This is a genomic window from uncultured Rhodococcus sp. (genome assembly GCF_963525155.1).
Taxonomy (GTDB): domain Bacteria; phylum Actinomycetota; class Actinomycetes; order Mycobacteriales; family Mycobacteriaceae; genus Rhodococcus_F; species Rhodococcus_F qingshengii.
This window is the reverse complement of the sequence record NZ_CAURKP010000015.1, coordinates 25,729-51,342: the sequence shown is the minus strand read 5'-3', so window position 1 is coordinate 51,342 and position 25,614 is coordinate 25,729. Positions and strand designations below refer to the sequence as shown.

The 25,614-nt window shown below is 62.0% G+C and carries 24 protein-coding genes; 12 read left to right on the top strand and 12 right to left on the bottom strand.

All coding sequences use genetic code 11. The annotated features are described in order from the left end of the window. Position 1 precedes the first annotated feature (1 nt). A complete protein-coding gene (locus RWT78_RS05975; RefSeq protein ID WP_314674631.1) occupies positions 2-1,012 on the bottom strand; it encodes a GntG family PLP-dependent aldolase in 1,011 nt (336 codons plus the stop codon). 335 nt (positions 1,013-1,347) lie between these two features. On the opposite strand from RWT78_RS05975, the gene RWT78_RS05970 reads away from it, so the two are divergent. After that, on the top strand, positions 1,348-1,878 hold the full coding sequence (locus tag RWT78_RS05970) for an HNH endonuclease (protein ID WP_003942825.1): 531 nt from the start codon (positions 1,348-1,350) through the stop codon (positions 1,876-1,878). 19 nt (positions 1,879-1,897) lie between these two features. Beyond that, positions 1,898-2,155: a WhiB family transcriptional regulator gene (locus RWT78_RS05965; protein ID WP_003943196.1), complete on the top strand. Its 258-nt coding sequence runs from the start codon at positions 1,898-1,900 to the stop codon at positions 2,153-2,155. Positions 2,156-2,159: 4 nt separating this feature from the next. Here RWT78_RS05965 and RWT78_RS05960 read toward each other — a convergent pair whose 3' ends face one another. The 7 genes from RWT78_RS05960 to RWT78_RS05930 all read right to left on the bottom strand — a co-directional run bounded on the left by RWT78_RS05960 (position 2,160) and on the right by RWT78_RS05930 (position 8,426). Continuing rightward, the gene (locus RWT78_RS05960) at positions 2,160-3,581 is read right to left on the bottom strand and encodes a DUF2252 domain-containing protein (protein ID WP_003943149.1); all 1,422 of its coding nucleotides are present in this window, start codon (positions 3,579-3,581) and stop codon (positions 2,160-2,162) included. An 80-nt stretch (positions 3,582-3,661) separates the two neighbouring features. Beyond that, complete coding sequence (locus RWT78_RS05955) at positions 3,662-3,985, bottom strand: DUF6292 family protein (RefSeq protein ID WP_003942947.1); 324 nt, start codon at positions 3,983-3,985, stop codon at positions 3,662-3,664. A gap of 69 nt (positions 3,986-4,054) precedes the next feature. Next, positions 4,055-5,335 (bottom strand): NAD(P)/FAD-dependent oxidoreductase, encoded by a 1,281-nt coding sequence (locus tag RWT78_RS05950; RefSeq protein ID WP_003942870.1) that lies wholly within the window; start codon positions 5,333-5,335, stop codon positions 4,055-4,057. 45 nt (positions 5,336-5,380) lie between these two features. Continuing rightward, entirely contained in the window at positions 5,381-5,863 is a 483-nt protein-coding gene (locus RWT78_RS05945) for an acyl-CoA thioesterase (RefSeq protein WP_029256546.1), read from the bottom strand. Positions 5,864-5,988: 125 nt separating this feature from the next. Beyond that, positions 5,989-6,792, bottom strand: coding sequence for a class I SAM-dependent methyltransferase (locus RWT78_RS05940; RefSeq protein ID WP_314674623.1), 804 nt, complete (start codon positions 6,790-6,792; stop codon positions 5,989-5,991). Beyond that, complete coding sequence (locus tag RWT78_RS05935; RefSeq protein WP_314674621.1) at positions 6,789-7,445, bottom strand: FCD domain-containing protein; 657 nt, start codon at positions 7,443-7,445, stop codon at positions 6,789-6,791. The genes RWT78_RS05940 and RWT78_RS05935 overlap by 4 nt, the downstream gene beginning before the upstream one ends. Before the next feature lie 78 nt (positions 7,446-7,523). Beyond that, a complete protein-coding gene (locus RWT78_RS05930; RefSeq protein WP_125052243.1) occupies positions 7,524-8,426 on the bottom strand; it encodes an Lrp/AsnC family transcriptional regulator in 903 nt (300 codons plus the stop codon). A gap of 224 nt (positions 8,427-8,650) precedes the next feature. Here RWT78_RS05930 and RWT78_RS05925 point away from each other — a divergent pair, with 224 nt between their 5' ends. Both RWT78_RS05925 and RWT78_RS05920 read left to right on the top strand, forming a co-directional pair. Beyond that, positions 8,651-10,366 carry an amidohydrolase gene (locus RWT78_RS05925; RefSeq protein ID WP_314674616.1) on the top strand — a complete coding sequence of 572 codons (1,716 nt, stop codon included), beginning with the start codon at positions 8,651-8,653 and terminating at the stop codon, positions 10,364-10,366. After that, positions 10,366-11,715, top strand: a complete 1,350-nt coding sequence (locus RWT78_RS05920) for an MFS transporter (protein ID WP_054831673.1) — start codon at positions 10,366-10,368, stop codon at positions 11,713-11,715. Before RWT78_RS05925 ends, RWT78_RS05920 begins: the two co-directional genes overlap by 1 nt. Positions 11,716-11,801: 86 nt before the next feature. Here RWT78_RS05920 and RWT78_RS05915 read toward each other — a convergent pair whose 3' ends face one another. The 3 genes from RWT78_RS05915 to RWT78_RS05905 all read right to left on the bottom strand — a co-directional run bounded on the left by RWT78_RS05915 (position 11,802) and on the right by RWT78_RS05905 (position 14,507). Next, positions 11,802-12,335: an ANTAR domain-containing protein gene (locus tag RWT78_RS05915; RefSeq protein WP_232508961.1), complete on the bottom strand. Its 534-nt coding sequence runs from the start codon at positions 12,333-12,335 to the stop codon at positions 11,802-11,804. A gap of 168 nt (positions 12,336-12,503) precedes the next feature. Further along, complete coding sequence (locus tag RWT78_RS05910; RefSeq protein ID WP_314674612.1) at positions 12,504-13,370, bottom strand: alpha/beta fold hydrolase; 867 nt, start codon at positions 13,368-13,370, stop codon at positions 12,504-12,506. A gap of 90 nt (positions 13,371-13,460) precedes the next feature. Beyond that, positions 13,461-14,507 (bottom strand): LacI family DNA-binding transcriptional regulator, encoded by a 1,047-nt coding sequence (locus tag RWT78_RS05905; protein WP_314674610.1) that lies wholly within the window; start codon positions 14,505-14,507, stop codon positions 13,461-13,463. Positions 14,508-14,759: 252 nt separating this feature from the next. Here RWT78_RS05905 and RWT78_RS05900 point away from each other — a divergent pair, with 252 nt between their 5' ends. From RWT78_RS05900 to RWT78_RS05885, 4 genes are read left to right on the top strand one after another with little or no spacing between them, the layout of a single operon-like run. After that, entirely contained in the window at positions 14,760-16,214 is a 1,455-nt protein-coding gene (locus tag RWT78_RS05900; protein WP_314674608.1) for an APC family permease, read from the top strand. Next, positions 16,211-17,815, top strand: a complete 1,605-nt coding sequence (locus tag RWT78_RS05895) for a N,N-dimethylformamidase beta subunit family domain-containing protein (RefSeq protein ID WP_314674606.1) — start codon at positions 16,211-16,213, stop codon at positions 17,813-17,815. Before RWT78_RS05900 ends, RWT78_RS05895 begins: the two co-directional genes overlap by 4 nt. A gap of 1 nt (position 17,816) precedes the next feature. Further along, positions 17,817-18,179, top strand: a complete 363-nt coding sequence (locus RWT78_RS05890; RefSeq protein ID WP_042921486.1) for a cupin domain-containing protein — start codon at positions 17,817-17,819, stop codon at positions 18,177-18,179. Next, positions 18,176-19,621 carry an aminobutyraldehyde dehydrogenase gene (locus RWT78_RS05885; RefSeq protein WP_314674603.1) on the top strand — a complete coding sequence of 482 codons (1,446 nt, stop codon included), beginning with the start codon at positions 18,176-18,178 and terminating at the stop codon, positions 19,619-19,621. Before RWT78_RS05890 ends, RWT78_RS05885 begins: the two co-directional genes overlap by 4 nt. A 386-nt stretch (positions 19,622-20,007) precedes the next feature. On the opposite strand, the gene RWT78_RS05880 is transcribed toward RWT78_RS05885, so the two are convergent. Continuing rightward, complete coding sequence (locus RWT78_RS05880; protein WP_314674601.1) at positions 20,008-20,661, bottom strand: nucleoside/nucleotide kinase family protein; 654 nt, start codon at positions 20,659-20,661, stop codon at positions 20,008-20,010. A 124-nt stretch (positions 20,662-20,785) separates the two neighbouring features. Here RWT78_RS05880 and RWT78_RS05875 point away from each other — a divergent pair, with 124 nt between their 5' ends. The 4 genes from RWT78_RS05875 (at position 20,786) to RWT78_RS05860 (ending at position 25,597) form a co-directional block, all read left to right on the top strand. Next, on the top strand, positions 20,786-21,379 hold the full coding sequence (locus tag RWT78_RS05875) for a TetR/AcrR family transcriptional regulator (protein WP_003943069.1): 594 nt from the start codon (positions 20,786-20,788) through the stop codon (positions 21,377-21,379). Positions 21,380-21,424: 45 nt separating this feature from the next. Continuing rightward, positions 21,425-22,303, top strand: a complete 879-nt coding sequence (locus tag RWT78_RS05870) for a crotonase/enoyl-CoA hydratase family protein (RefSeq protein ID WP_232508963.1) — start codon at positions 21,425-21,427, stop codon at positions 22,301-22,303. A gap of 14 nt (positions 22,304-22,317) precedes the next feature. After that, positions 22,318-23,961: an AMP-binding protein gene (locus tag RWT78_RS05865; RefSeq protein WP_314674599.1), complete on the top strand. Its 1,644-nt coding sequence runs from the start codon at positions 22,318-22,320 to the stop codon at positions 23,959-23,961. A gap of 82 nt (positions 23,962-24,043) precedes the next feature. Then, positions 24,044-25,597 carry an acetyl-CoA hydrolase/transferase family protein gene (locus RWT78_RS05860; protein ID WP_007730514.1) on the top strand — a complete coding sequence of 518 codons (1,554 nt, stop codon included), beginning with the start codon at positions 24,044-24,046 and terminating at the stop codon, positions 25,595-25,597. Positions 25,598-25,614 lie beyond the last annotated feature (17 nt).

The window sequence follows — 25,614 nt, the reverse complement described above, 5'->3', positions numbered from 1 at the left end:
TTCAGAAGGTTACTCTGGACAGAACCGCGTCGATGTCGGCAGTGCTCACGTCGCGATGTGTCACGAACCGAACCTTCCCGGCAACGGTGACCGCGCCGACATCGACAGCGGCGAGCTGAGCAACGGTGACCGACGGATCGGCTGTCGCGGCCAGAACGATGTTGGTGGCAGGTTCGTCGACGGCCCAACCGCGTTCACGAAGCCCCGACGCGAGGCGCTGCGCGTTGTCGTGATCGTCGGAGAGGCGAGCTTGTGAGCGCAACGCGACGATGCCGGCTGCGGCCAGCACTCCGCCCTGACGAACGCCGCCGCCGAGCATCTTGCGGATCCTTCGGGCTTCGGTGATCAATTCGGGTGATGCGGCGAGTATCGAGCCGACCGGCGCACCGAGTCCCTTACTCAGGCACACCTGAACGGTATCGGCGCCGGAAGTCAATTCGGTGGGCGAAACATCGAGTGCAGCAGCGGCATTCCAGAGACGGGCGCCGTCGAGGTGAATCTTCAAGCCGCGTGATCGCGCTGCGTCGACCAGCTTCGTCCATTCGGTCGGATTCATGACGGCACCGCCGGCGAAGTTATGAGTGTTCTCGAGACAGAGCAGCGTGGTGTTCAACGCGAAGTACGGGCCGGGGGAGCCCGCCGCCTTCACGACAGTCTTGGGGGTGGGACGTCCGGGTCCGCCGTCGTGCGGCAACGCCATCGGCATTCCCTGGGCGAGCCAGGCAGCGGTGCCCAATTCGAAGCCCAAGACGTGAGAGTGTTCCGGTGCCAGAAACTGATCGCCGCGGTGAAGGTGCAGCATCAGCGCAATCAGGTTGCCCATCGATCCGCTCGGCACCCACAGTGCCGCCGGTAAACCCAGAGTGTGCGCCACCTCTTCCTCGAGCGCCGCCATGGTCGGGTCGTGATCGAGGACGTCGTCACCGACCTCGGCGTCGGCCATCGCCTTCCGCATCTCCGCATCAGGCTTGGTGACGGTGTCCGAGCGTAGGTCGATGTACGACGAAGTCATGGCTCATTCGATCAAGCCGCGTGTTCCGGCGTCAAACCGCGGTATTTCCAGGACGGCTCTTCCGGCCTGATAAATCGATATCGCTGAGGATGCCTTCCGTGTGATGATGAGCGCCGGCAATCGCCGGTGACGAGAACAAGAAGTGGAAGGGGACAGGCATGCGCGACTGGAAGCAAGCGTTGCACCTGCGCGGGCACTCACCCCGCGGTATTTCCCATCCCGCATTCGGGGAACAGAGCGGCGCTGGATATATGCCGTTCCCCATTTCTTGCATTTGCTCCTGACCCGCCTTCGTGTCGAGGAGTTTCACTCCTCGACACGAACTGAGAACTCTCATGCGGAACCCGAACCGCGCACTTGCTCACAGTTGGATGAACCGCCCCGTCCGGGTACTCAACGCCACGTACGAGTACCTCGGTGAAGTGAGCGCCGATCGTGCGGTCGTCCTGATCGCCACCGGCTCCGCGCAGTCCACCGAAGACGTGACCCCGATATTTCCGGTGCGCTCCAAGCACGTCGAAATCCCACTGCCGAGGACGATCCTGCTCGCCGAGTACGTGTACGTTGCTCACCGGGTGACGGTCACCGATTCCAGTCGGGCCACTTTTGCCGGTGTCTTCGACCGGGACGGTCGTCGATGTGCGTACTGCGCCGCCCGGGCAACGACCATCGACCATGTCCAGCCGCGGAGCCGTAACGGGCCCAACACGTGGGGAAATCTGGTGGCGTGCTGCAGTTCCTGCAATCAGCGCAAGGCGGATCGCACTCCGGCCGAGGCCGGTATGCGTCTGCTGTGGGAGCCGAAGGCACCTCGGCGCATCGAGAAAGTGCAGCAGGAGATCTGGCGTGAATTGAGTCGGACGTGACAGTCGAAGGGAGCCAGTGATGTGCGCTGACGAAATCTCCAATTTGGCTGAGCTTTTGCCGATCTCGGACGACCGGACGTGGTGGCAGGCGGAATGCCGAGGAGACCCCGAGCCGGACCGGTGGTTTCCCTTTCCGTCCGAGGGATACGACTACGCGACCGACGTGTGCAACAGGTGCCCGATTGCGGAATCGTGTCGCGAATTCGCCTCTGCCACTGGCCAGACCGGAATCTGGGGAGGAGTGAAGTTCGAGCAGGGCAGGATCGTCGCGGCGTGAGGGATCAGATTCCCGGCTCCGCGGCGATCGTACCGGCCGATACCGCCCGGCACAGAGCGTCGTGGTCACGTTCGGTTTGATCGGCGTAGAGCCGAGCAAACCGGGTGAGGGCGGTATCGACCGCGTCCGAGGTTCCCAGGTAACCGGAAATCAGTGACGCGCCGCTGGTTCGTGCATGCCCCTTGGCCAGTAGGCGGCCGCAGATCGCGACGTAATCGGTCAGCGCTGCGGCGTCGATATTGTTCAGGTCCACAGAACCTTTCATGTTCCGGAACTGACGGACGTAGTACTGGCGGTCGTCCACGGTGCACCAACCGAGCAGTGGATCACTGACCGTCTGGAGAGCTTGCTGGTATTCCGCGACGCGTCGTCCTTGGTGGTCGTGCCAGGCCGAGTCGCCGTGCACGAAGGGCGCAACTACGGATCGGCGAGCCTGTTTGAGCTGCAAGAAGATGACGTCGTCCGGGATGCTCCCTTCGCACAGGGCGACATAGGCGCGCAGAGCGACACTCCCGACTCCGACAACCCGGTGCGCGACGTCGATGACGTTGTATCCCGAGACGACTCGGCGCCAGTGTGGTGCAAGGGTTTCGAGATACTCGTCCAGACCCTCCAGGAGGAAGTCGGTGTCCTGCGGCGTGAGTCGTGTTGTGAGCGGCGGGTTCTCGACCAACTGGCGCCGTCCGTGATCCTCGACGGTGAACCGCGGCACCGCATGGTCACTCGTACGCCGCCGGGCGCGCTCCGCGGCGCGCCTGATCTCGGCCAGCAACCCAGGATCTGTGACGTGGTCGGTGAGTCCGTCGAGATCGACCCGGTCGAAGGAGCGATCGAACAGTGGACGCTCGGACAGCTTCGCCAAGTGGAGGCGATACGCGGACACACACGAGGTTGTTGCTGTTTCGCATTGAGCTTCGGTGAGACCGTTCTGCCGACCGGCCACCCAGATGCTCGCAGCCAGCCTTCGTAGATCCCATTCCCAGGGGCCGGGATGTGCTTCGTCGAAATCGTTGAGGTCTATGACAAGTTCGCGTTCCGGAGATCCGTAGAACCCGAAGTTTCCGACGTGCGCATCTCCACAGATGACGGGAGTGATGCCGGTGGACGGCAGCTGCGCCATGTCCTCTGCCATCAATCCCGCGGTACCGCGCAGGAATCCGTATGGCGAAGCGACCATTCGCCCCACACGGATCGGAACCAACCAGTCGAGTCTTCCCTCGTGTGCCGTGTTGACCTGATCGACCGGGTCACGTCGATCGGGTGGGGGCGTCCAGTCGCCGAGCGACGATCGCGCCACTCGCTTGCGCAGGCCTTTCCCGATCTTGCGACGCTCACTGCGGGGCGTCTGACGCGCCCGCAAAGTCGCCCTGCCGTCCGGTTCGTTCTCGAGAGCCAGCTGACCGGCAGGCCTGTTCAGCGGGTCCATGTCGGGCTCTCTTTCGTCGGGCGTGCGAAACTCGCGCTCGATCTTATGCCCGCCGGATTGTGCGCCGCGCGACGAGTTCCCTAACTACCCGCCTGGGCAATCAACTCGACAGCGCGGTCGGCGCACAGTTCCGGATCCGGCATTCTCCCGATACCGAGGCATTCGACAACGGCGAACGACGCATCCGGTGTGGTTTCCACGCCGAGCGCCCACCCGAAGTAGTGATTCCAGGCGAGTACGGCTCGGTGGCCACTGTGCTGCGGAATCTCGCTGCCCAGAACGAGTACTGCGTCGAACGCGGGGCCGTCGCACCAGATGACCGATTCGGCGAAGGTGGAGCTGGCGACGGCGACTACGTACCTGTGACAAGTCGATTCACTCGGAATGGCGATGTGTGCCCGCATGGTCGCTCCTCCGGCTCGGTTGCGATCGGAGGGTTCCCCGTTGCCGGCGCCGAAAAAACGCTTGTCAGATTACGTCCCGGCCACAGATCTACGACGCAGACGGTGCCTGAGATGTTTTTGTGCTGCCCGCGCGACCGAGCGAGTCGAGAGATACTGTTCGGCCGGTATCAACCGGGAACCGAACAAGTAGAACCTTCGGGCTTCGTCGTGGTCGTGGGTGGCCGCGGAGATGAGCAGACGTTCGATCGCGGTGAACTTTCGCCCACCGGCGTAACCACTCATGTAGTCGATGTGATTCGTCATACTCGCTCTGGCGCTACGGTATTCGGTCAATGCAGCGTTCACGTTCCGATGTGAGTCGAGTGTGTCTGCCGGCGTCTCCGTCAGCATGTGCGCGGTCGCATCGACCAGCATCTGAGCGGTCTCGAGTGCCCACGAGCATCCGATACCCCACAACGGGTCGTTGGTTGCCGCAGCGTCGCCGATGAGTGCGAACCCGTTACCTACGGGTTCGGTGAGGGTTGTGGAGAAGTGTTTGGTACCAACGATCTTCCCGACGATGTGCTCTCGCCGAACAAGCGGAGCGCCGGGTAATGCGTTGGCGTACTCGAGGAAAGCAGTAGACAGGTCGTCAGCGAACGAGCCGAGCTTGTCGAGGGCAGGGAAGACGACCAGCACGCTGATTCCGCCGTCGTTGGGGAGCAGATAGGCGACGTCGGGATCCATGAACCACGACAATGACGTTTCTCCGCCGGGTCGTTCGAGTCCGGAGAGTTGGGCGAAATAGCTGAAACGCCCGTTGGATGCAGTCACGGAGTCGCAACGAGCGGATCGTGCGACGGTCGAATCCTTGCCGTCTGCTCCGACGGTCAATCGTGCTCCGACAGTGAAGGCCGAACCCTGTTCGGTGCCGTAGACGCCTGCAGTAGTGCCGTTCTCGGTCAGTAGTCCGGAAACGCGATGCCCGAGAAGAAGGTCGACGTTCGGGTAGTCGTTCGCGAGTTGGCGCAGTAGGGGGTCGAGAGTTTCCCTTCGGACGTTGAACCCAGGTGGCGGTGAGTTCTCTGCGGCATCAGGGGTGATCATTCCCCACGGGGTCCAGAATGTCGGAACGGTTTCCACCATTCCCAGGGCGAGCAGTTTTTCCGTGGCGCCGAGTCGTTGCAAGATCGGGGCACCGCACGGTTGCAGGTGGTGAGTGCACAGGACTTTGTGCGCTCGGATGTCGGAGCGAGCGTCGAGAAGCGCTATCCGCAGACCTTGCTGGGCGTACATGATTGCGGCCGCGCATCCCGCGATGCTCGCGCCGACAATCACAACGTCATACTTTTCCCGTGCCTTCGAAGTCACTCGATCAGCTTAATGCATAAGGTTATAACTTAAATATGACTGGATTCAGTCATCGTGTTCGGGCGTTAAGTCCCGAACTGCGGCCCGGATGGACTGTTCACGAAGTTCGTTCTCTCTGCGCAGTTCACGACGCCGACGCCCGGCCTCGAATCGCTGCCTCGCGATTGTTCCGGTCGGCCGGAGTTGGGGTACCTCAGCCGGTTTCCCGTCGCTTCCCATCGCCACCATCGTGAAATAGCAACTATTGGTGTGTCGAGATTTTCCGAGAAGAATGTCTTCGGTTTCGACTCGAATTCCGATTTCCATCGAGGTGCGCCCGGTGTAATTGACGGAAGCGCTGAACGTGACGAGTTCGCCGACATGCACCGGTTCGCGGAACACCACACGATCCACCGACAGGGTCACGACGTACGTCTGGGCGTATCGACTCGCGCACGCATAGGCGACCTGGTCGAGAAACTTCAGAATCGTTCCGCCGTGAACGTTGCCCGAAAAATTGGACATGTCCGGCGTCATGAGGACGGTCATGGACAAGGTTTGTTTCGATGCTTGCTGCGATGCTTGCTTCAGTTCGGGCAGGGAGTTCGATTCGGACATCGAGCGGGCCTCTTCGGGTCGGTGGACGGTGAAGAGACCGTATCCGGCCAAGAGGGTTACCCGCGCGTTCGGAAGAGCGCGGTGTCAGAGTTCGGGACAGTGCCAACGTGGAGGATGTATTCGCTGGTGGCGACGGGGCCGGCCGCGCTCGACCTGAGATAGGGCTCGAGCGTCGAGCGGAGGTGCGCTGACATCGAAGCCCAATTCCCTGTGCTTCGAACGGCCTCGCGAAAGGTCTTCAACGCCGGTGCCTGGTCGCACAGTTCCTCGACGGGATCCGATCCGGCTGGTAGTTGCCACTCGAGCAGGTGGGAGGCCGAGCTCACCGACTCCAATCCGGCTGCTGCCTTCTCGAATTCGCTCGAGCTCGACCATGTCGTCGGTAGTGGTGTGATGCCATTCCACGCCGAGGCGGCCTCCCGGCGGAGTGCTGCTGCCCACCCGTTCTCCGACCACGTTGCGGCGCAGATCTTTCCGCCTGGCCGGGTCACCCGCATCATCTCTGCGAGGGCAATCGAGGGGTCGGGACAGAAGATGATCCCGAAGATGCTGACGCAGGCGTCGGCACTCGAATTCGGCCAGGGTAAAGACTGCGCATCGCCGATCGTGAAGGTGGGTTGGGTAGTGCCGGGGTGGGGAATCCAGCGTTCGCGTGCGACCTCGAGCTGGCTGGCGGAGAGGTCGAGTGCGTGGACCGTCATGCCTGACTGAGCCGCCGGGAGCGCAAAGTTCCCGGTTCCGGCGCAGACGTCGTACACCGTGCTCACATGCCCGATCGAGCGCAGTGCCTCCGTCGATGCCGGTGAGAGTTGCTCGGCAAGAGGCGAATAGGTCGTACCGTTCCAGTTTCCCCGATTCACGCCAAGCTCCTTTCGACGGCGTCGATGACCGTGTCGAGCGCTGCGCCTGCCGCGTGCGCTGCTTCGTCGGGGTTGCGTTCCTCGATGGCTGCGATCAAGGGTCGGTGCTCGTCGACGTGGAAACCTTGACCGACACTGACTGCGGACAGCGAATCCGTCACGGCGGCAAGGACTCCCCGGTAGACGTCGATCAGTGCGGAATTGTGGGACGCCTCGACGATCGAAAGGTGCAGGGCCATGCCGGCTTCGACAGTGAAGCCGCCGACGTGACCGGGGTGGGCATTCCAGGCTGCATGTATCCGCGCGAGATCTTCGGGGGTGTGGCGCTGCGCTGCAAGTCGCGCGGCTTCGACCTCGAGTCCGCGTCGCAGGCTCAGTACGTCGAGAACGTCACCTCTGGCGAGCCTGCGCCCGAGTAGTCCTTCGACCGGCGACGCCGCCATGACGTACACGCCGCCACCGTGACGTACGGACAGAACTCCGGCGTGTGCAAGCGCCCGTACCGCTTCGCGCATGGTGTTTCGGGCGACTCCCAATTCCTCGACCAGTGCGGTCTCCGGCGGGAGTTTCGATCCGACGGGCCATCGACCGGTCGAGATCGCCTCCTCGATCGCCGCGGCGACGATGTCTACCTTGCGTCCGGAATCGGCCATGTATGTCACCTCGGATAAGTGGGTCAATGACTTGATCGAGGTTAGCGTGCCCGACCAAGTGGGTCAATGACTCGGAAATTACCCGCGTACGTCCAGGCTGCGGGCGTAGTGCTCCTTGAATACCTCGAGATGTGCCCAAGATTCCAAGCCGCTGACACCGTCGATCCCGCGGATTCGTTCGGACAGCGCATGCAGGTCGCTCGAGGAGTTGGCGGCAACCGTCGCGATCACGTCGTATCGTCCGAGGGTCCGGGCGAGGAATTCGATTCCGGGCAGCGACTCGATCTCCGATACCGCGTTGTCGTCCCGTGAGCCCAGATTGACGCCGATGCCCATCGCCAGCGTTCGGCCACCACCTCGCCGCTTGACGACAGCGCCGACGCGCAGTGCCGTGCTCGCGATCAGATGATTGACCCGGTTGCGCACGGCGCTCGGCGACAGTCCGGTGTGTTCGGCCAGCTCGAGAAAGGGCATTCGCCCGTTGCGCTCGAGCAGTTCGATCAACGCGACATCTGTCGAGTCGAGTCGGATATCGGCTTGTAAAGCGGTCTCGGGCATGAAGATTCCCTTGATGACGTCGACGTAGACCAGCGTGCTCACGGATCGAACGCCACGTTGTGAGCGGAGTTCGGCGATGGCACGGTACAGATCGTCGTGACTGGGTACCCGAAGTTCCGCAATCACGTTGTACTGCCCGCTGACTGCCGAGATGTAGACGGCGGCCTCGGATGCGATCAACGCGTCCAGCACCGGGGTCATCGGTCCGGACACTGCGATCGAGACGTGTGCAAGCGCCTTCAATCCGAGAAGTTCGGGGTGTGCGACGGCGACTACGGACACCGTTCCCGAGTCGAGTAGCGCCTGCACTCTGGTGGACACCGCCGCTCGTGGGGCGTCGACCGCCACGGACAGTTCGCGGTACGTCGCTCGCCCGTTGCGCTGAAGTGCGGCAATGAGCTTGGAATCGAGATCGAGCGTCATGGTTGCCCCAACTTTTCCAGAGATTTTTCTGTATGAGCTTCCTATTAGAACAGTCGCATGTGGCCATGGATGATGTGGATAAGTGCAGAAATGCTCGAAAACTCATACAAAAAAGTTGTATACCGCCTGGTCGGAAACTTTGATGCATTGCATAGCTCCAGGTCAGGGCGTAGTTTTCGCTCAACACGCAGTGACCTGCACCACCATCTCGACGAAGGACCACCATGCGCAAGTTGCACACGCACGAAGCCTCGCCTCTCGACGCCACCGCCACGATCTTCACCGGCGCCAAGATTCACACCGTTGACGACAGCACGGTGGGAGCCGAAGCGTTCCTGGTGTTCGGAAACCGCTTTGCAGCGGTGGGAACGCTCGAGGAATGCCGCACCGAGGCGCGTCGGCTGAGCACTCGCACAACCGCGGTGGTCGAACTCGACGGCGCCACCGTCGTCCCCGGCTTCGTCGATCCACATGCACACCCGTTGATGTACGGGCAGATGCTCAGCTGGGTGGACTGTGGGCCGGAGAAGGCACATTCCATCCCCGGAATCATTGCGCTACTTCAGGAAGCGGCGCTCACAGCACCTGCGGGCGTCCCGATTCGCGGATACGGCTACGAGCACCGCAACCTGATCGAAGGGCGTCACCCGCTCAAGGAAGAGCTCGATCAGGTGGCCACCGATCGCGAGGTCTACCTCATGAACGCGAGCGGTCACGGCGGCGTCGTCAACTCCTTCACTTTCGACAAGCACGGTATCGACGCGAGCACCGAGAATCCGGCCGGTGGCGAGTTCTTCCGAGATGAAGACGGCGAACTAACCGGTGAGCTCTCCGACGCCGCGTGCAACATTCTCACCGGCGTCAACGGAGTGAAGGTCGGCCATCACGGCCCCAACTTCCATCTCGAGGACGAGCCGGAAGAGCACCTTCGCCAGCTGTCGGTCGCTCAGGACAAGTTCCTGGCCGGTGGCGTCACCACCATCGGTGACTGCCAGGTGACCCGGCGTGAATTCGACATGTACCTGCGTCTGGCCGAGCAGGATCAGCTCAAGACCCGCGTCAGCATGTACATGCTCAGCCACCTCCTCGATCACGTCATCGACACGGGAATGCACGGAGCCTTCGGCAATTCGCGGCTCGCGTTCGGCGGCATCAAGTTCTACGCCGACGGCACACTCGGAGGCTGGACCGCATACTTCCCCGACGGCTACGTGGGCGACCCGTGCCGCACCGGGCAGCTCTACCACGAGCCGGCGGACTACTCGGAGCTGATTGCCAAGGCACATTCGGTGGGTCTGCAGACCGCCACGCACGCTCAGTCACCGACCGCCATCGACATGGTGCTCGACGCCATCGAAGCAGCGCAGAAGGCTCACCCCGACGCCGACGCTCGTCACCGCATCGAGCATTGCGGACTCCCGACGGCCGAGCAGATCGCAAGGATGAACCTGGCCGGTGTCTACCCGGTGAACCAGCCACAGCACTACTACAACTGGGGCGAGGGCGTGACCGCTGCGATCGGCACTCCGGGCGAGCGGTTCAACCCGCTCGGCGAGTTCATCGCTGCCGAAGTTCCCGTGACCATCAGCTCCGACGCCCCCGTCGCAGAGCCGAAGCCGCTCGAAGCAATTCAGGCAGCCGTTACTCGTGTGACGCGTCAGGGCCATCAGCTCGGCTCCGATACACTCCGCATCACCGCCGACCAGGCATTGCAGGCTCACACCCTCAACGGTGCGCGTGCGCTGGGCCGCGAAGCAGAGCTGGGCAGCATCTCGGTCGGCAAGCGGGCCGACTTCGTCATTCTGGGCGCGGATCCCCTCGAGGTTCCGGCCGACGCGATTGCGCAGATCGAGGTCCGAGAGACCTGGATCGACGGCGAACTCGCACATTCAGGTCATAACCACCTATTGTCGAGCACTTCGACCACCGAGGAAAAGTAATGAACCGAGAGCAACAGATCGTGAAGGCCCGCAAGGCGGGATTTGCAGCCTTCGTCGGTACAACTATCGAGTGGTACGACTTCTACGTGTATGCCACGGCAGCAGCCCTGGTGTTCGGTGACATCTTCTTCCCACCCGGAACCGACCGCCTGACCGGCGTTGCGGCGGCGTTCGCGACATATGCCGTCGGTTTCTTCGCTCGCCCGCTCGGCGGAATCGTGTTCGGCCATGTCGGTGACAAGATGGGCAGGCGCACCGCACTCGTCGTCACGCTGACTCTGATGGGTGCAGGCACCTTCCTCATCGGCATGTTGCCCACTTACGCGTCGATCGGGTTCTGGGCGCCGCTGCTGCTGGTTCTGCTCCGTTTCGTCCAGGGCTTCGCCGTCGGTGGCGAATGGGGCGGCGCGGTCCTGATGGCCGTCGAGCATGCTCCCGAGGACAAGAAGACTTTCTACGGCGGTTTCGCCCAGCTCGGCAATCCTGCGGGTGCTCTTCTGGCCACCGGTTTCTTCAGCATTCTCTCCACCTTCGGCGACGACGCTCTGCGCGAGTGGGCTTGGCGTCTGCCGTTCCTCTGCTCTGCGCTGCTGATTCTGGTGGGCTTGGTCGTTCGCCTCAAGGTCGAAGAGTCTCCGGTGTTCGAGTCTGAGGTGAAGTCCGCGGACGTACCGGAAATGCTGCCGCTCAAGTACGCGCTGGTGACCAACTGGCGCCCGATCGTCCTGGGCATCGGCATTCTGCCCGTCGCAGTCGGCGGCTACTACCTCGTGACGACGTTCATCACGGCGTACGCAACCGATCCCGATGTCGGTTTGTCCGAGACGTTGATTCTCAACGCGCTCAGTGTTGCTGCCGTGGTCGAGTTGATCGCGACTCTCGGAGTGGCGTGGCTCGGCGACAAGGTGGGACGCGTCCGCGTCGTCATCTGGGGTCTTGCTGCGGTCGCCATACTCGCAGCGCCGCAGTTCCTGGTGCTGAAGTCCGGATCCGTGTTCCTGATCTTCCTGACCTTCGCTGTCATGCGACTGGTGCTGGCAGCCACGTACGGTCCGATCGCCGCCGTACTGTCGCAGATGTTCAAGCCCCAGGCTCGTTACACGAGCATCTCGTTGGCGTACCAGGGCGCAGGCGCGATCTTCGGCGGACTGTCCCCGCTGGTGTCGACGCTGATGTACAAGGCAACCGGCAGCATCTGGCCGGTCATCGCACTGCTGATCGGCATGTGCATCCTGAGCATCGTCTGCCTGCTCTTCGCTCCGCAGCACGTGGACGAAGCGACCGATACCGACGGCGTTCCGCAGAACCAGAACCCGCAGGGCCTGAACAAGGAATCCGCTTCTGCCTGACAAGTGAAAACACGAAGCTGGGGCAGTACACGATTTCCGTGTACTGCCCCAGTTGTCGTTTCAGGTCAGTTGTCGTTCAGTGCCTGTTACGCGCCGACGAGATGGCGATGAAAATGATCGCTGCGGCGGTGCGCCTGGCTGAGATTTCTGATCTCACGCAGCCAGAAGTGAGACGCCAGCGCGTTGTTGCTTCCATAGCCGGTGCCGGACGTGTCCTCGTCGATCAGGGCGACAAGCGCTTTGATCAGGCTGGTGACCTTGAGGTTGTTGGTCTGAGAATGTCGGACTAACAGCTCGGCGGCTTCGTCGGTGCTGCAACGGTAGAGGGTGCAGACGATTTCGATGGCGCGCTCGCGGATCCGGCCCGAAGTAGTCGGGATCCGTAGACCGTTTGTCGAGTTGCCGTTCGCCTGGTTGTTCGTGTCGTTGGGGTGAATCATGGTGTTGATCAAGGTATTCCTTTGAACCGCATGGGTTTTGGGCCCGTGCGGTGTGTAGCGCATGTTGATACTGGTGCAGTCGGTACGCGATTGGCGGCGGACTCCGTCGGAGTCTTCGGCCTGGTCAACAATCTGCGGGACTGATGAAAGTGCGTAGTGATCAAAGGCGCGGGTTTGCACCGAACTGGAAGTCTGCCCCTGGAACGAATACTGGAACTGTTGTCCCGGGCGAAGCGACCGGCTGCCTGACTGACGGCTGCCCTCTGATAACCCCACCGTACGTCATGGAGTTGGTTTCAGCTAATCCTTTTGCGGGCGATCGTGCTCACAGTAGGCGGTTTCACCTGCTCAGGGAGTGTTTACGTGGTCGATTATTGCTTGCTTGGTGATAGCCCAGGCGTCGGTCGTCGGGTTGCCGAAGTCGCCGTGGCCGACGCCGGGTAGTTCGATCAGATCGACCACGTCGCCTGCTGCTCGGGCGGCACGGGCATAGCGCCGACTCTGTTCGACCGACACGACCTTGTCTCCGAGTCCGTGGATCACCGTGACGGGGAGGCCGGTGGGGAGGTGCTCGATCGGTGATGCGATGCGGTAGCGATCGGGATGATCGGTAGGCATGCCGCCCAGAAGATTTCGAACAAATCGATCTTTGCCCGCGGTTGCGGCGAGCGTCATGTCGAAGACGCCGGCCATGATCGTCGTCGAGCGAACCGGCACCGAGAGGTTTGGTTCCGGGGCGTCTGCACCCTGTTGGGATCGCGATGCGACCCAGGCGGCAAGTTGTCCACCCGCGGAGTAGCCGGCGATGTGTACACGGCTCAAATCCAGTCGCCCGGAGGCCTTTTCCTGAACGATGCCGGCCAGGGCGTTGGTGGCCGTAACGGTATCGGAGAGCGTGGTCGGCCACCCACCCTGACCGCCGACGCGTCTGTATTCGATGTTCCAGACCGCAATTCCGTACGGGGTCAGGGTTTTTGCCCACGCGCCCGCGTACTCGAGATTGCTCTTCTGGGCCCATCCACCGCCGTGGACGAGTACGACGACCGGCAGGTCACCGTCCGATCCTTCTGGAAGATACAGATCGCCGAAAGTGTCTGCGGCGGCGGCGTAGGCGATGCGGACCGGAGCGACGTCGCGGTCGAGGCCGGTCGCACTGCTGACAGATGCGAGGAGGGCGAGTGTACAGACGAGCACTACGGCGAGATACCCGGCCAAGCGGTCGCGGGAGCGGTGCGCGATGACCTGATTCCTCTCGGCAGGCGACGGACGATAATTCGTAAATCAGTCTATCGGTGCCAGGTGAATTTATGGTGTGAGCGAATGGGCCGTGCTCGCGCGCACGCGGAGTTCGCTACGCGTATAGCTCTGAACTGCGGGTTCGTCACCGTTGACCAGAGCCAACAGCGCATGCACGGCAGCTGCCGCCTGTTCTTGGGGGAAGAAGTCGAATGCGGTGATCGGGGGCTGGGAAACCAGCAGGGCGGGTTCGTCACTGTCCTGTGCAATCAAGACGTCACCGGGAATCGACAGCCCGAGATCGAGGGCCGCTCGCGCCGCTGCCGGGGCGCAACCGAGAATCAACGACAGGATCGCGTCAGGCGGAGTCGAGGAGTCGAGGGCCTCGCGGGTGGCCGCATACGCGGCGCCGATGAGGCCTTCGACGGTGCTGGCGCCCGGAAACGACGTCAAATCCTCGCTGGTGCGTGGTGCCACTCCCCGGGCGCGGCACCACTCGAAGTAAGCGAAAGTCGTTGCGCGGGTCCACTCCGAATGCATTCCGGGAGTGAGGACGAGAATGTCCCTTGCGCCACGTTCGGCGAGGTGGTTCAGAAGAGTTTCCGTGGTGGAGACGAGGTCCGGCGAGGTGGAGTATCCGAACTGCCCGGAGTGTCCAGGACCCACTGCGACAGAGGGGATTCCGATCTTCTGCAGAACCTCGACGCGTGGGTCGACGACCATCGGGTCGACGACCAGTACGCCGTCCATCTCGATGCGCCGCAGTCCGTTCGGATCTTTCATCGACGGCAGTAGTAGGAGTGAGTGATCGGCGTGGAATGCAGCCTGGGTCGCGGCGGTCGCCACACGCCCGTACCAGTCGAAATTGAGGTACTCGGCCGATGACAGTTGGTCGGGAGCGGGGAGCATCAGCCCGAGGGTAGCAGTCCGACCCGACCTGAGATTCTGGGCCGACCGATTGGCACGGTATCCAAGGCGGTCGGCAACCTCTTGAACCCGAGCGCGAGTGGCCGCGTCGACCCGGCCCTTGCCGTTGAGTGCATAGGAGACCGTGGACACCGCGACGCCGGCGGCGCTCGCGACATCGCGAAGCGTAGGAGTGTTCGGCGTGGACATCGGGGTCGTTCCTCTACTCGCTGGTCGGTTTCTACCCAAGAGTAACGCCCGAACAAACGGCGCTGCTGCAGTTGGTGGACCGTTGCCCGAAGAAGGCGAATGCCGAATCGTTTCATCGCAGCTATTGACACTGCTGAAACGATTGGGCACGCTCATGGAACGCCAGTCGAAGGCCGAATGATTTTCCTGGACACACATGGCGCACTCGTTCCAGTCCAAGCGCATAATTGCGATAACGCACGGAGTCACTCCATGACCGACAACACCGACCCGCGAAGGGTGGGCACAGCTCCCGACCCGCATCCGCCCGGAGTCACTCCGGGGCTTCGTAGGGGGACGATCGACAGCAGACATCTGGTCTTCTTCGTCATCGCCGCAGCGGCGCCGCTGACGATCCTTGTGGGATTCGCGCCACTGGGTCTGATGGTTTCCGGCGCTGCGCTTCCGGTGGGGTACGTCGTTCCCGGGATCGTCTACCTACTGTTCGCCGTCGGCTTCACGGCGATGAGCAGGCATATCCGTGGTGCGGGTGCGTTCTACGCCTACATCACCGAAGGGCTCGGAAAGACAGTCGGCGCGGGGTCCTCCGTAGTGGCCTACGTCGGGTACCTCGGCGGCCAGATCGGGTTCGTCGTCGCATGCGGCATCTTCACCTCGTCCACCTTGGACAGTCTGTTCGGCATATCCGTGCCCGTCTACGCATGTGCACTGACAATTGCTGTTCTGGTCGCTGTCGTGGGATACAACCGGGTGGACATCGGCGCCAAGGTGCTTGCAGTGCTTATGGCACTCGAGCTCGGCGTGCTTGCCGTCTTCTGCATTGCGGTCCTTGTCGAAGGCGGACACGAAGGGCTCTCGCTGACCAGTTTCTCGCCCTCCACCTTCCTGACCGCCGGCTTGGCCAGCGTCTTTGTTCTGACCTTCACGTCGTTTGTCGGTTTCGAGCAAACAGCGATCTACAGCGAGGAGGTCGTCGATTCCAAGCGCACGGTCTCCCGCGCGACGTACACGGCGGTGATCGTCCTGGCGGTTGTCTATTCCTTCTGCGCCTGGGTGATCGTGCAGGCTGTTGGACCGAGTCGGATGGTCGACTTCCTCGGCGGTGATCCCTCGGAGCTGATCTTCGACCTCAACAGTGAATTCGCCGGAGAGACGATGACCGACGTCATGCACCTGCTCATCGTGACAAGCTTTTTCGCGGGGTGCCTGGCACTCCACAATGCGTGTAGTCGCTATCTACTGGCCATGGGCCGTGCGCGAATCTTGCCCGTGGTTCTGGCGAAGGTGTCACCGACGACTGGTACGCCCAGCGTCGCCGGAATTGTTCAGGGCGTTCTGGTGTTCGTCGCGATCGCAGGATTTGCGCTGACCCCGGCAGATCCGTACACGGAGGTTGTTCTGTGGACGAATACCCCCACCATCATCGCCGTACTTGCTCTGCAGATCCTGACCTCGATTGCCGTGGTCCGATTCTTCTCGACGGGAGCTAGGGGAGAAGGCTTGTGGCAGAGGCTGATCGCGCCCTCGCTCGCTGCCGTTGCGCTCGTCGTGGCTCTCGGATTCCTGCAAGTGAACATGGGCACCGTGACTGGGTTGACCACAGCTCGGAATCTGTTGTTCGTGGTGCCACTGGTCGCTGCTTTCGCAGTGGGGGTCGTTCGGAGCCTGTGGGTTCGTAACCACTCGATCGAGGTGCTGTCGGTATGAGCGAATACGCATGGTCGGTCCCCGGAGGGTTGGTCGAACGTCCCGGAATTGTTCCGGGCGCTCCAGAGATATGGGTCTATGCGGACAGGTTCTCGTACTTCGGTGGTGACACCGTCTCGATCCGAGTGCATACCACCGCAGAAGAATACGACCTCGAAATTGTTCGAGACGGCGCCCGGCCGCAACAGGTCGCGCAATACTTCGGTCTGTCGGGCAAGCAGCAGCAGACGCCTGCCGATGCGTACGCAGTGGGCTGCGACTGGTCGGAATCCCTTGCTGTCGAGATAGATCCGAAGTGGACGTCCGGCATGTACTTGGTTTTGGTCCGGATGCTCCACGAAGGGGTGACTATTGAGCGGGAGGGCTTCTTCGTCGTCAAGGCGCGCGAACCCGAGCATGCCGACTTCGTACTCATTCACACCACCAGCACGATGTTGGCTTACAACGACTGGGGTGGGGCAAACCACTACCGAGGTGTTCCGGACGGCTCCGGCGATGTGCCGACACCGATTTCCTCGACGCAGCGTCCTGTCGCGCGGGGGATGTTGCGCAAACCCGAGGGCGCAGCACGCAACATCCACACCGACACACCGGGAATCGGATGGATACCCCGTCACCCGCCGTACGAATGGGCGTGGGTGAACGGCTACTCGCGTCACCATGCGGACGCCTTCTGGGCCACTTACGAGCGGCCGTTCACGGTCTGGGCGGAAGAGCAGGGGTTCCGCGTCCACCATGTGACCCAACACGATCTGCATAACGATCCGTCGGCGCTGCAGGGATATTCATGCGCAGTTGTCGTCGGTCACGACGAGTACTGGTCCTGGGAGATGCGTGACTGCATAGACGATTTCGTCGAAGAGGGTGGTGGTCTGGCGCGATTCGGTGGGAACTTCCTGTGGCAGGTACGCCTCGAAAACGACGCACAAGTCTGTTACAAGAATCCGTTCGACGATCCGATGCGAGAAGTCGACCCGACCCGGGTGACGACGGCGTGGGATTCGCCCGAGGTTGCCCGACCGGGAGCGTGGACGATGGGATTGACCGGCATGGCCGGTGTCTACAATCGTTACGGTGCAACAACTCCCAGGTCTTCGGGTGGTTTCACGGTATACCGGCCGGATCATTGGGCGTTGAACGGAACCGACCTGTACTACGGAGACAACTTCGGGATCGCCCCGATCTGTGTTGCCGGATTCGAGATGGACGGCGTGGATTTCACGTTCCGGAAGGGCCAGCCGTATGCGACCGGCGTCGACGGCGCTCCCGAGGATCTGGAGATCATCGCGATGGCGCCGGCAGTTTCGGGTTCGCGGGACAAATGGAACGGGAAAGTTCCGATCGGTGCGCCTTTCGCCGAAGTGCAGGGAATCATCGAATGCTTCTACGGCAGTGAGCCTCCAGATCACCTTCGTGATCTCGAATACGGATCGGGAATGGTCGCCTGTCACAAGCGAGGTCTCGGCTCCGTGTTCAACGCAGGTTCCACCGAATGGGTGAACGGGCTGATCCATCACGATCCGTTCACCGAACGAATAACTGCAAACGTACTGAATCTGTTTGCTGCACGAATTTCCAGCTCCAACACGAAGGAAAAATGACATGAGTGTCAACGACATTCGAACGTTCGGGCCAGGGCAGGGGACGCGGTTCATCCCGGAGTGGGGTGACGACGCGAGCCCGAACTGGTCGGAATCCGAATGGAGGTCATTCGGAGATCCGAACGGGGAATACTTCGGCGGTGGTTGGGAGGGCGAGCCCGGCACGCTCTTGTGCGACCCGTATCCGTACGACGAGGTCTGCATCATGATCAGCGGCCGGGTGGCGCTGATCGACCTCGATGGAAACCGTCGCGAATTCTCTTCTGGGGAAGCATTTTTCGTGCCGCAGTCGTTTCGCGGTACCTGGGAGACGGTTGAGCCGTCGAAGAAGTTCTTCGTCGCGCTCCCCGGATCGCGCTCATGACGGTGGAAACTTCGATGACTGTCGCAGCGTTTGGTCACGTGATCAACGGAACGTGCGAGAGCCCGGCAGGTAGACTTTCCGTGCTGGTCGATCCGGTGACCGACAATCCATATGCCCGTGCTGCCGTCGGTTCCGCCGATGACGTCGATCGAGCCTGCCGTTCGTCCGAGAAGGCTGCGCGGTCCTGGCGCCGGTCCACCCCTGCGCGCCGTCAGGAGTTGCTGCTGGCCCTTGCGGACGCGCTGGAAGCAAACGCGAAATATTTCCTCGAGGTCGAATGCCGCAGTACTGGAAAGCCTCTCAGGCAGGTGCGAGACGACGAGATCCCGCAGTGTGTTGACTTTCTGCGGTACTTCGCGGGTATTGCCCGCTCTCTGCCGGGCGTTGCCGCAATGGAGTACACGGAGGGTGCTACGTCTTATGTCAGACGTGAACCCATTGGCGTGATCGGTGCGATCGCTCCTTGGAACTACCCGTTGATGATGGCGGTCTGGAAGATCGCGCCGGCACTCGCGACGGGAAACACCCTCGTGCTCAAGCCGGCCGAGGAGACGCCGGAAACCGCGGTGATGCTGGGAGTGCTTGCAGCGCAGATCTATCCGCCCGGGGTGTTGAACGTAGTGTGCGGCGATCGCGATACCGGAGCCGCGCTCGTCGCTCATCCGGTTCCTCGGATGATTGCGCTGACGGGATCGACGAGAGCGGGTATTTCGGTCGCAAAGGCCGCGTCGGAAGACGTCAAGCTGTTGCATCTCGAACTCGGAGGCAAGGCACCCGCCGTTGTTTTCGCCGACGCGGACCTCGACGGCGCAGTCACGGGGATTGTTGCCGGAGCCTTTTACAACAGCGGTCAAGATTGCACCGCTGCGACGAGAATTCTCGTTCAAGAGGAGGTTGCGGAGGAGTTCACCGAGAAGTTGACGGCTGCGGCCGCGGACTTGAGGTTGGGAGGACCGGAATCGGGCGATTGTCTCGGCCCCCTGGTCAGCCGCGCTCACCGTGATCGAGTGGCGGAGTTGGTAGAGAGACGCTCAGCAAATACGAACGTATGTATTGGCGGGGGAAAGCCAGCTGGACCTGGGTTTTTCTATCTGCCGACTGTTATTTCCGGGGTGCAGCAGGAAGACGAGTTGGTCCAGGAAGAGATATTCGGGCCGGTTGTCACCGTACAGTCGTTCTCCACCGAGGCTGAAGCGATCGAACTTGCGAACGGGACCAAGTACGCTCTCGCGTCGAGCGTGTGGACGTCCGACCACGGCACCGCGATGAGGATGACGGCCGAACTGGACTTCGGCTGCGTCTGGGTGGGAGCCCACGGAATGCTCGCCGCTGAGATGCCTCACGGTGGCTTCGCCGGGTCGGGTTACGGCAAGGATCTGTCGGAGCTCGCACTGGCGGAGTACACGAGGGCCAAGCACGTCATGCATGTGACGAGCGTCTGACTCCTCGGCAATATACAACGACGGCCATCTGCCCGCGCTGCGGGCCGGTGGCCGTCGTCGTGTCTCGGTGGACCTGCAAGCTACTGTTTAAATATGTTGCAGTGCAACGTATGTGGAGACAGTTTTCGTTGATCTGCGTCGCGAATGCCGGTAAAGTGACGTGTGCAACATTGCGCACTTCGGCGCACATTCAACCCCACTTTCAATTCTGACTCCAGGAGACTGCCATGGGTTCATCCGACACCGATCTCAAAGCGCTCGACAGCGTTATCACCGTCGCCGGTGCATTGGCGGCGATATTCGGCGATATTCGGCGGAATCGCCGGAGTTGCCGGGCTGGCAACTTTTCTCGGAACCGGCGGCAGTTCTTAGGTTTTCAGCTGACATCACTGAGTCTCGGACCGTTCGATTCTGACGATCAGATCCGCGCGTGACCTGACTGCGCTGATCAACTCGGCGTTCGGCTGATCTACCCGTTTCACCCACTCGGCAGCCGCTTCGGAACTCTTTCCGAAGCGGCTGTGGCGTTTCACCAAGCGCTTCGTCCGAGTTTCCTCCGGAACGTCGAGATACCAGACCTCGTCGAGTGCTGCTCGCACTTCCTGCCATCCACCACTGGGTAGGAGGAGATAGTTCCCCTCGGTGACTATCAGCGGTGTACATGGGTCGACGGCCGTTGTGCTGCCTATCGATTCGTCGAACTCGCGATCGAAGACCGGAGCATAGACCGTCGAGTTCGAGGCTCGGAGTCGGCGTAGTAGAGCCGCGTAGCCGCCGACGTCGAAGGTGTCCGGTGCACCTTTGCGTTCATGCCTGCCGAGTCGGTCGAGTTCCCGATTGGCAAGATGAAAGCCGTCCATCTCGACGATGGAGCAACGAGAACCCAATTTCCGCACAATTGCCTGTGACGCCGTCGATTTTCCGGCTCCCGGTGCGCCCGTGATGCCGAGGATTCTCCGACCGTCGTCGGTGATCAGGGAAGCAGCGCGTGAAGCAAGTTGGTCGAGCGTCAGCGAGACGGTCGGCGGTGAGGTCGTCACGTGTTGCTCCGATCAGTCCGAAGGGCCGGTGCATCGAGAGTACGCCGGAGGCTTTCGGCCATTGACAGTCTGAATGGACTGTGAAACTGTGAGCCATGCCACTCGAGAAGTTGGAGGTGAGACCGTGACCCTGCGCGATGCGCAGCGCGAAGCGACGCGCCACCGGATTCTCGATGCGGCAACGGATTTACTGATAGCGGACGGTTATTCATCTCTGACGACGCAGTCGGTGCAAACCGCTGCCGGAGTCAGTCGGGGCGCTCTGCTGCACCACTTTCCGAACATGCAGGAGCTCACTGCGGCGTTGGTGTCGAACATCGTCGTACGGAACGAGGTGGCGGTAAGAGCTGCCATGTCTCGGCAGGATTCGTCGGTAGACACGATCGAGAACTCGATCTCCGCTCTGTATTCGGCGTTGACTCAGCCGCCATTTCAAGCGGAACTCGAACTGTGGTCCGCAGCGCGGACGGATCCGGTGTTGGCCGAGGTGCTCCGGGAATCGGAGCGAATCGCCGGACGGGATCTGCGGCGAGTTGTCCACGACGCTTTCGGTCCCGAAATTGTTGCTTCCGAGAACTATTCGCAGATTGCAGATCTGACGGTGCTGATGCTCCGTGGTTTGGCGCTGTCCCGGGCAGTGCAGAAGAGCGACGCGTCTGCGCGTCGTTCGATCAGTCAATGGGCAGGCGTCGTTCGCCTGCTCCTCACCCAGAACTAGCGCAACTCGTTCCGAGCGAGGCGCGCTCTGTCGACAGGACCGATGATGACGGATTTTGCGACCCTGAAGTACGAGACGTCCGGTGGTAAAGCGTATATCACGCTCAACCGCCCCGATCGGCTCAACGCGATCGACGACCGGATGCCGTCGGACATTCGAAACGCGGTGGCAGCAGCCAATGACGACGACGAGGTCCGTGTGATCGTCTTGCAAGGTGCGGGCAAGGCGTTTTGTGCCGGGTACGATCTCAAGAAGTTTGCCGAAGGCGACCTTGACGGAAAGTGGAACCAGGGCCCGGTCTGGGACCCCATCAAGGACTTTCGCGGGATGAAGCAGAACACCGACGACTTCTTCACGCTCTGGCGATCGCTCAAGCCGACGATCTGCAAGGTTCAGGGATATGCGATTGCCGGTGGAAGTGACATCGCGCTGTCCTGCGACATGCTGATCATGGCCGACGACGCTCACATCGGATACCCGCCTGCGCGTGTGTGGGGTTGCCCGACGACGGCGATGTGGGTGTACCGGCTCGGCGCCCAGCGTGCCAAGCGAATGCTGTTGACGGGAGACACCATTGACGGTGTCACTGCGGCTGACTGGGGATTGGCGCTCGAAGCGGTGCCGGCCGACGAATTGGACTCGGCGGTGGAAGCGTTGGCGGATCGCATCGCCGGTGTTCCGCTCAATCAGTTGGCCATGCAGAAGATGATGATCAACCAGGCGTACGACAACATGGGATTGCAAGGCACCCAGGTACTGGCAACCCTGTTCGACGGAATTACGCGTCACTCCCCGGAGGGGCGCTGGTTCAAGGATTTCGCCGAGCGCGACGGATTCCATGCCGCGGTTCAGTACCGCGATTCCGGACGCAAGATTCCAGACGGAGGCGGGCCGCTCCCCGCGTCCGACACCCCTCCTCGATAGAAAGTGGATGTGAGATGAGCAGTGTTCTCGAAACGTCGTACTTCCCCGCTGACGTGTCGGACCCGATTGCGGAACAATCGGTGGGCGGGCTGCTGCGAGAGTGCGCCGCGGACTCGCCGAATCTGGTTGCAATCAGAGAAGTAGTTCCGGCGCAATCGCATTCGTTGTCCGGGGCCGCCGAAACCGATCGCACGTGGACCTTCGCGCAACTGCTGGACGAAGCGGAGGGGTGTGCGCACTACCTCTTGTCCCAGTTCGATCGCGGAGACAGGATCACCGTCTGGGCTCCGAACGTTCCGGAGTGGATGATCCTGCAATACGGCGCCGCGCTCGCCGGAATGGTTCTGGTGACTGCCAATCCGGCGTTGGGTGCGGAGGAACTCGCGTACGTCCTGTCGCAGTCCCAGTCCCGCGGGCTCTTCCACACCGGAAAGTTCCGCGGCGGTGACATGGCAGCGGTGGCGTCCGAGGCGATTTCGATTGCGGGAGAGGAGGTTCTGGCAGTCAACTTCGAAGACTGGGATCGTCAGGTTCGAGGTTGGACGGGCGAGCGAGGCGCTCTGCCGGAAGTCTCTCCCGATGACAATGCGCAGATTCAGTACACGTCGGGAACCACCGGTGTGCCCAAGGGTGCTCTGTTGCATCACCGCGGATTGGTCAACAATGCCGATTTTGTGAGTCGGAGAGGCCAATTCCCTGAGCGGGGTTCGGTTGTGTCGGCCATGCCGCTGTTCCACACCGCCGGGTGCGGCATCCTGGTTCTCGGCGCCGCGCAGCGAAGAATGTCCATCGGCCTGATCCAGTACTTCGATCCGACTGCGGTTCTCGATGCGGCGGAACGCTTTCACGCTGACGTGGTCAGTGGAGTGCCGACGATGCTGATCGCGATGATCAACGACGCCAGCTTCGCGAGCCGCGACTTCTCGGCCTGTTCGGTAGTCGTATCCGGCGGGTCGTCGGTCCCGCCCGAACTCGTCAGCACGGTGGAGTCGGCCTTCGGGGCGGGGTTCAGCATCGTCTACGGACAAACCGAGGCCAGCCCCGTCATCACACAGACCAGCCCGGCCGACACCCACGAAGACAAGTCGGAGACGGTCGGACTCGCGTTGCCGCAGGTCGAGGTGAAGATCTCCGACGTCGTGACCGGGGACAGCGTGCCGCTCGGCGAACAAGGCGAGATCTGCGCGCGCGGGTACCTCGTCATGACCGAGTACTTCCGTAATCCGGAGGCTTCGGCCGACACCGTGGACAAGGACGGTTGGTTGCATACCGGCGATTTGGGGACGATGGACGAACGTGGATACGTCCGGGTTACCGGCCGCCTCAAGGACATGATCATCCGCGGCGGTGAGAACATCTATCCGCGTGAGGTCGAGTCCGTGATCTTCACACATCCGAAGATTCTCGACGTGGCGGTCGTGGGTGTGCCCGACGAGGTGTGGGGTGAGCGAGTTGTCGCCGTCATCCGCTGGAAGGACGAGTCCGACCAACCGACCGCCGCTGAACTGGTCGAGTTCTGCACCGAGCGACTGGCGCGCCACAAGGCGCCCAAGGAGTGGTTCAGCGCGGAGGCGTTCCCACTGACAGGGTCGGGCAAGATCCAGAAATATCGAATTGCGAGCCTGGTCGGCGAGGGCGCCTACGGCGTCGTCGGCTGACCCGAGCGCATAGCACGTCGGAGCGATTCTGTCTGGGTTATCCCCGTAAATCGCTTCGACGTGCCCTGTTTATCCTGGTGCCGTGAGTTCAACCTTCGGTGAGACCGGACACAACGCCACCTCCAACCGCATTCGCGCCACAGCGTTTGCGTCGAAGGTGATGTCCGCGTCCGACGCCGTGAAGTTCATCAACCCGGGCGACACCGTCGCGATCAGCGGTTTCGCAAGCGCCGGTACACCAAAGGTTGTCATTCCGGCCCTGGCCGAGCGCATTCACCGGACCCGCGGCAACGGATCGAACTTCACGATCAATCTCCTGACCGGCGCTTCTGTGTCCACCGAGACCGAAAGGCTGCTCGCGGAGGTCGACGGAATCGCGCTGCGCATGCCGTATCAGTCCGAGGCCACCGCACGTCGCCGGATCAACGACGGTCGTATGGACTACGTGGACATCCATCTCTCCCACGTGGCTCAGCAGGTGTGGGAGGGCTACTACGGCAACGTAGACGTCGCGGTGGTCGAGGTCGCCGGTATCACCGAATCAGGGGAACTGATTCCCTCCGCGTCGATTGGCAACAACAAGACCTGGCTGGACGTCGCCGACAGGGTCATCCTCGAAGTCAACTCGTGGGTGCCCGAGGCGATGGAAGGTATTCACGACGTCTATTACGGCACCGCGCTGCCGCCGCATCGCAAGCCGCTCGAGATCATTCGTGTCGAGGACCGGATCGGCCAGACCACGTTCCGAGTGGATCCCACGAAGGTTGTGGCCGTTGTCGAGACCAACTGCCGTGACAGCGCGAGCCCTCTCACTGCACCCGACGCCGTCAGTGAGGCGATCGCCGGCCACGTCCTGGAATTCTTCGACTTCGAGGTGCGCGCCGGACGGATGCCGGCCGATACGTTGCTTCCGCTGCAGGCGGGCATCGGCAATGTCGCCAACGCGGTGCTCGGAGGGCTCGATCGGGGGCCGTATCGCGGCCTGACCTGCTACTCCGAGGTCATCCAGGACGGGATGCTGAAGCTGATCAAGGACGGAACGGTCGCGCATGCGTCTTCGACGGCTTTGGCGCTCACCGAAGAGGGCATCGAAGAACTGACCGCGAACATCGACTTCTACCGCCACCACATCACTCTCCGTCCGCAGGAGATCAGCAACCACCCGGAGGTGGTGCGCAGGCTCGGAATCATCGCCATGAACGGCATGCTCGAGGCCGACATCTACGGCAACGTGAACTCGACGCACGTCATGGGGACGAAGATCATGAACGGAATCGGCGGCTCGGGGGACTTCGCCCGCAACGGCTACGTGTCCATGTTCCTGAGCCCGTCGACGGCCCGCGGCGGTGAGATCTCGGCGATCGTGCCGATGGTTCCGCACGTCGACCACACCGAGCACGACACTCAGGTGTTGGTGACCGAGCAGGGGTTGGCGGATCTGCGCGGTCTGTCGCCGCGGCGACGCGCGCGCCTGATCGTCGACAAGTGTGCTCACCCGGAGTTCCGGCCACTGCTCCACGATTACATCGCTCGCGCCGACGCTCAACCGGGTGCGGGGCAGACGCCGCACATCCTGGGCGAGGCATTCTCGTTCCATCAGCGGTACATCGACACGGGTTCGATGCGCCTTTCGTGACGCCAGGCAATGCTGCC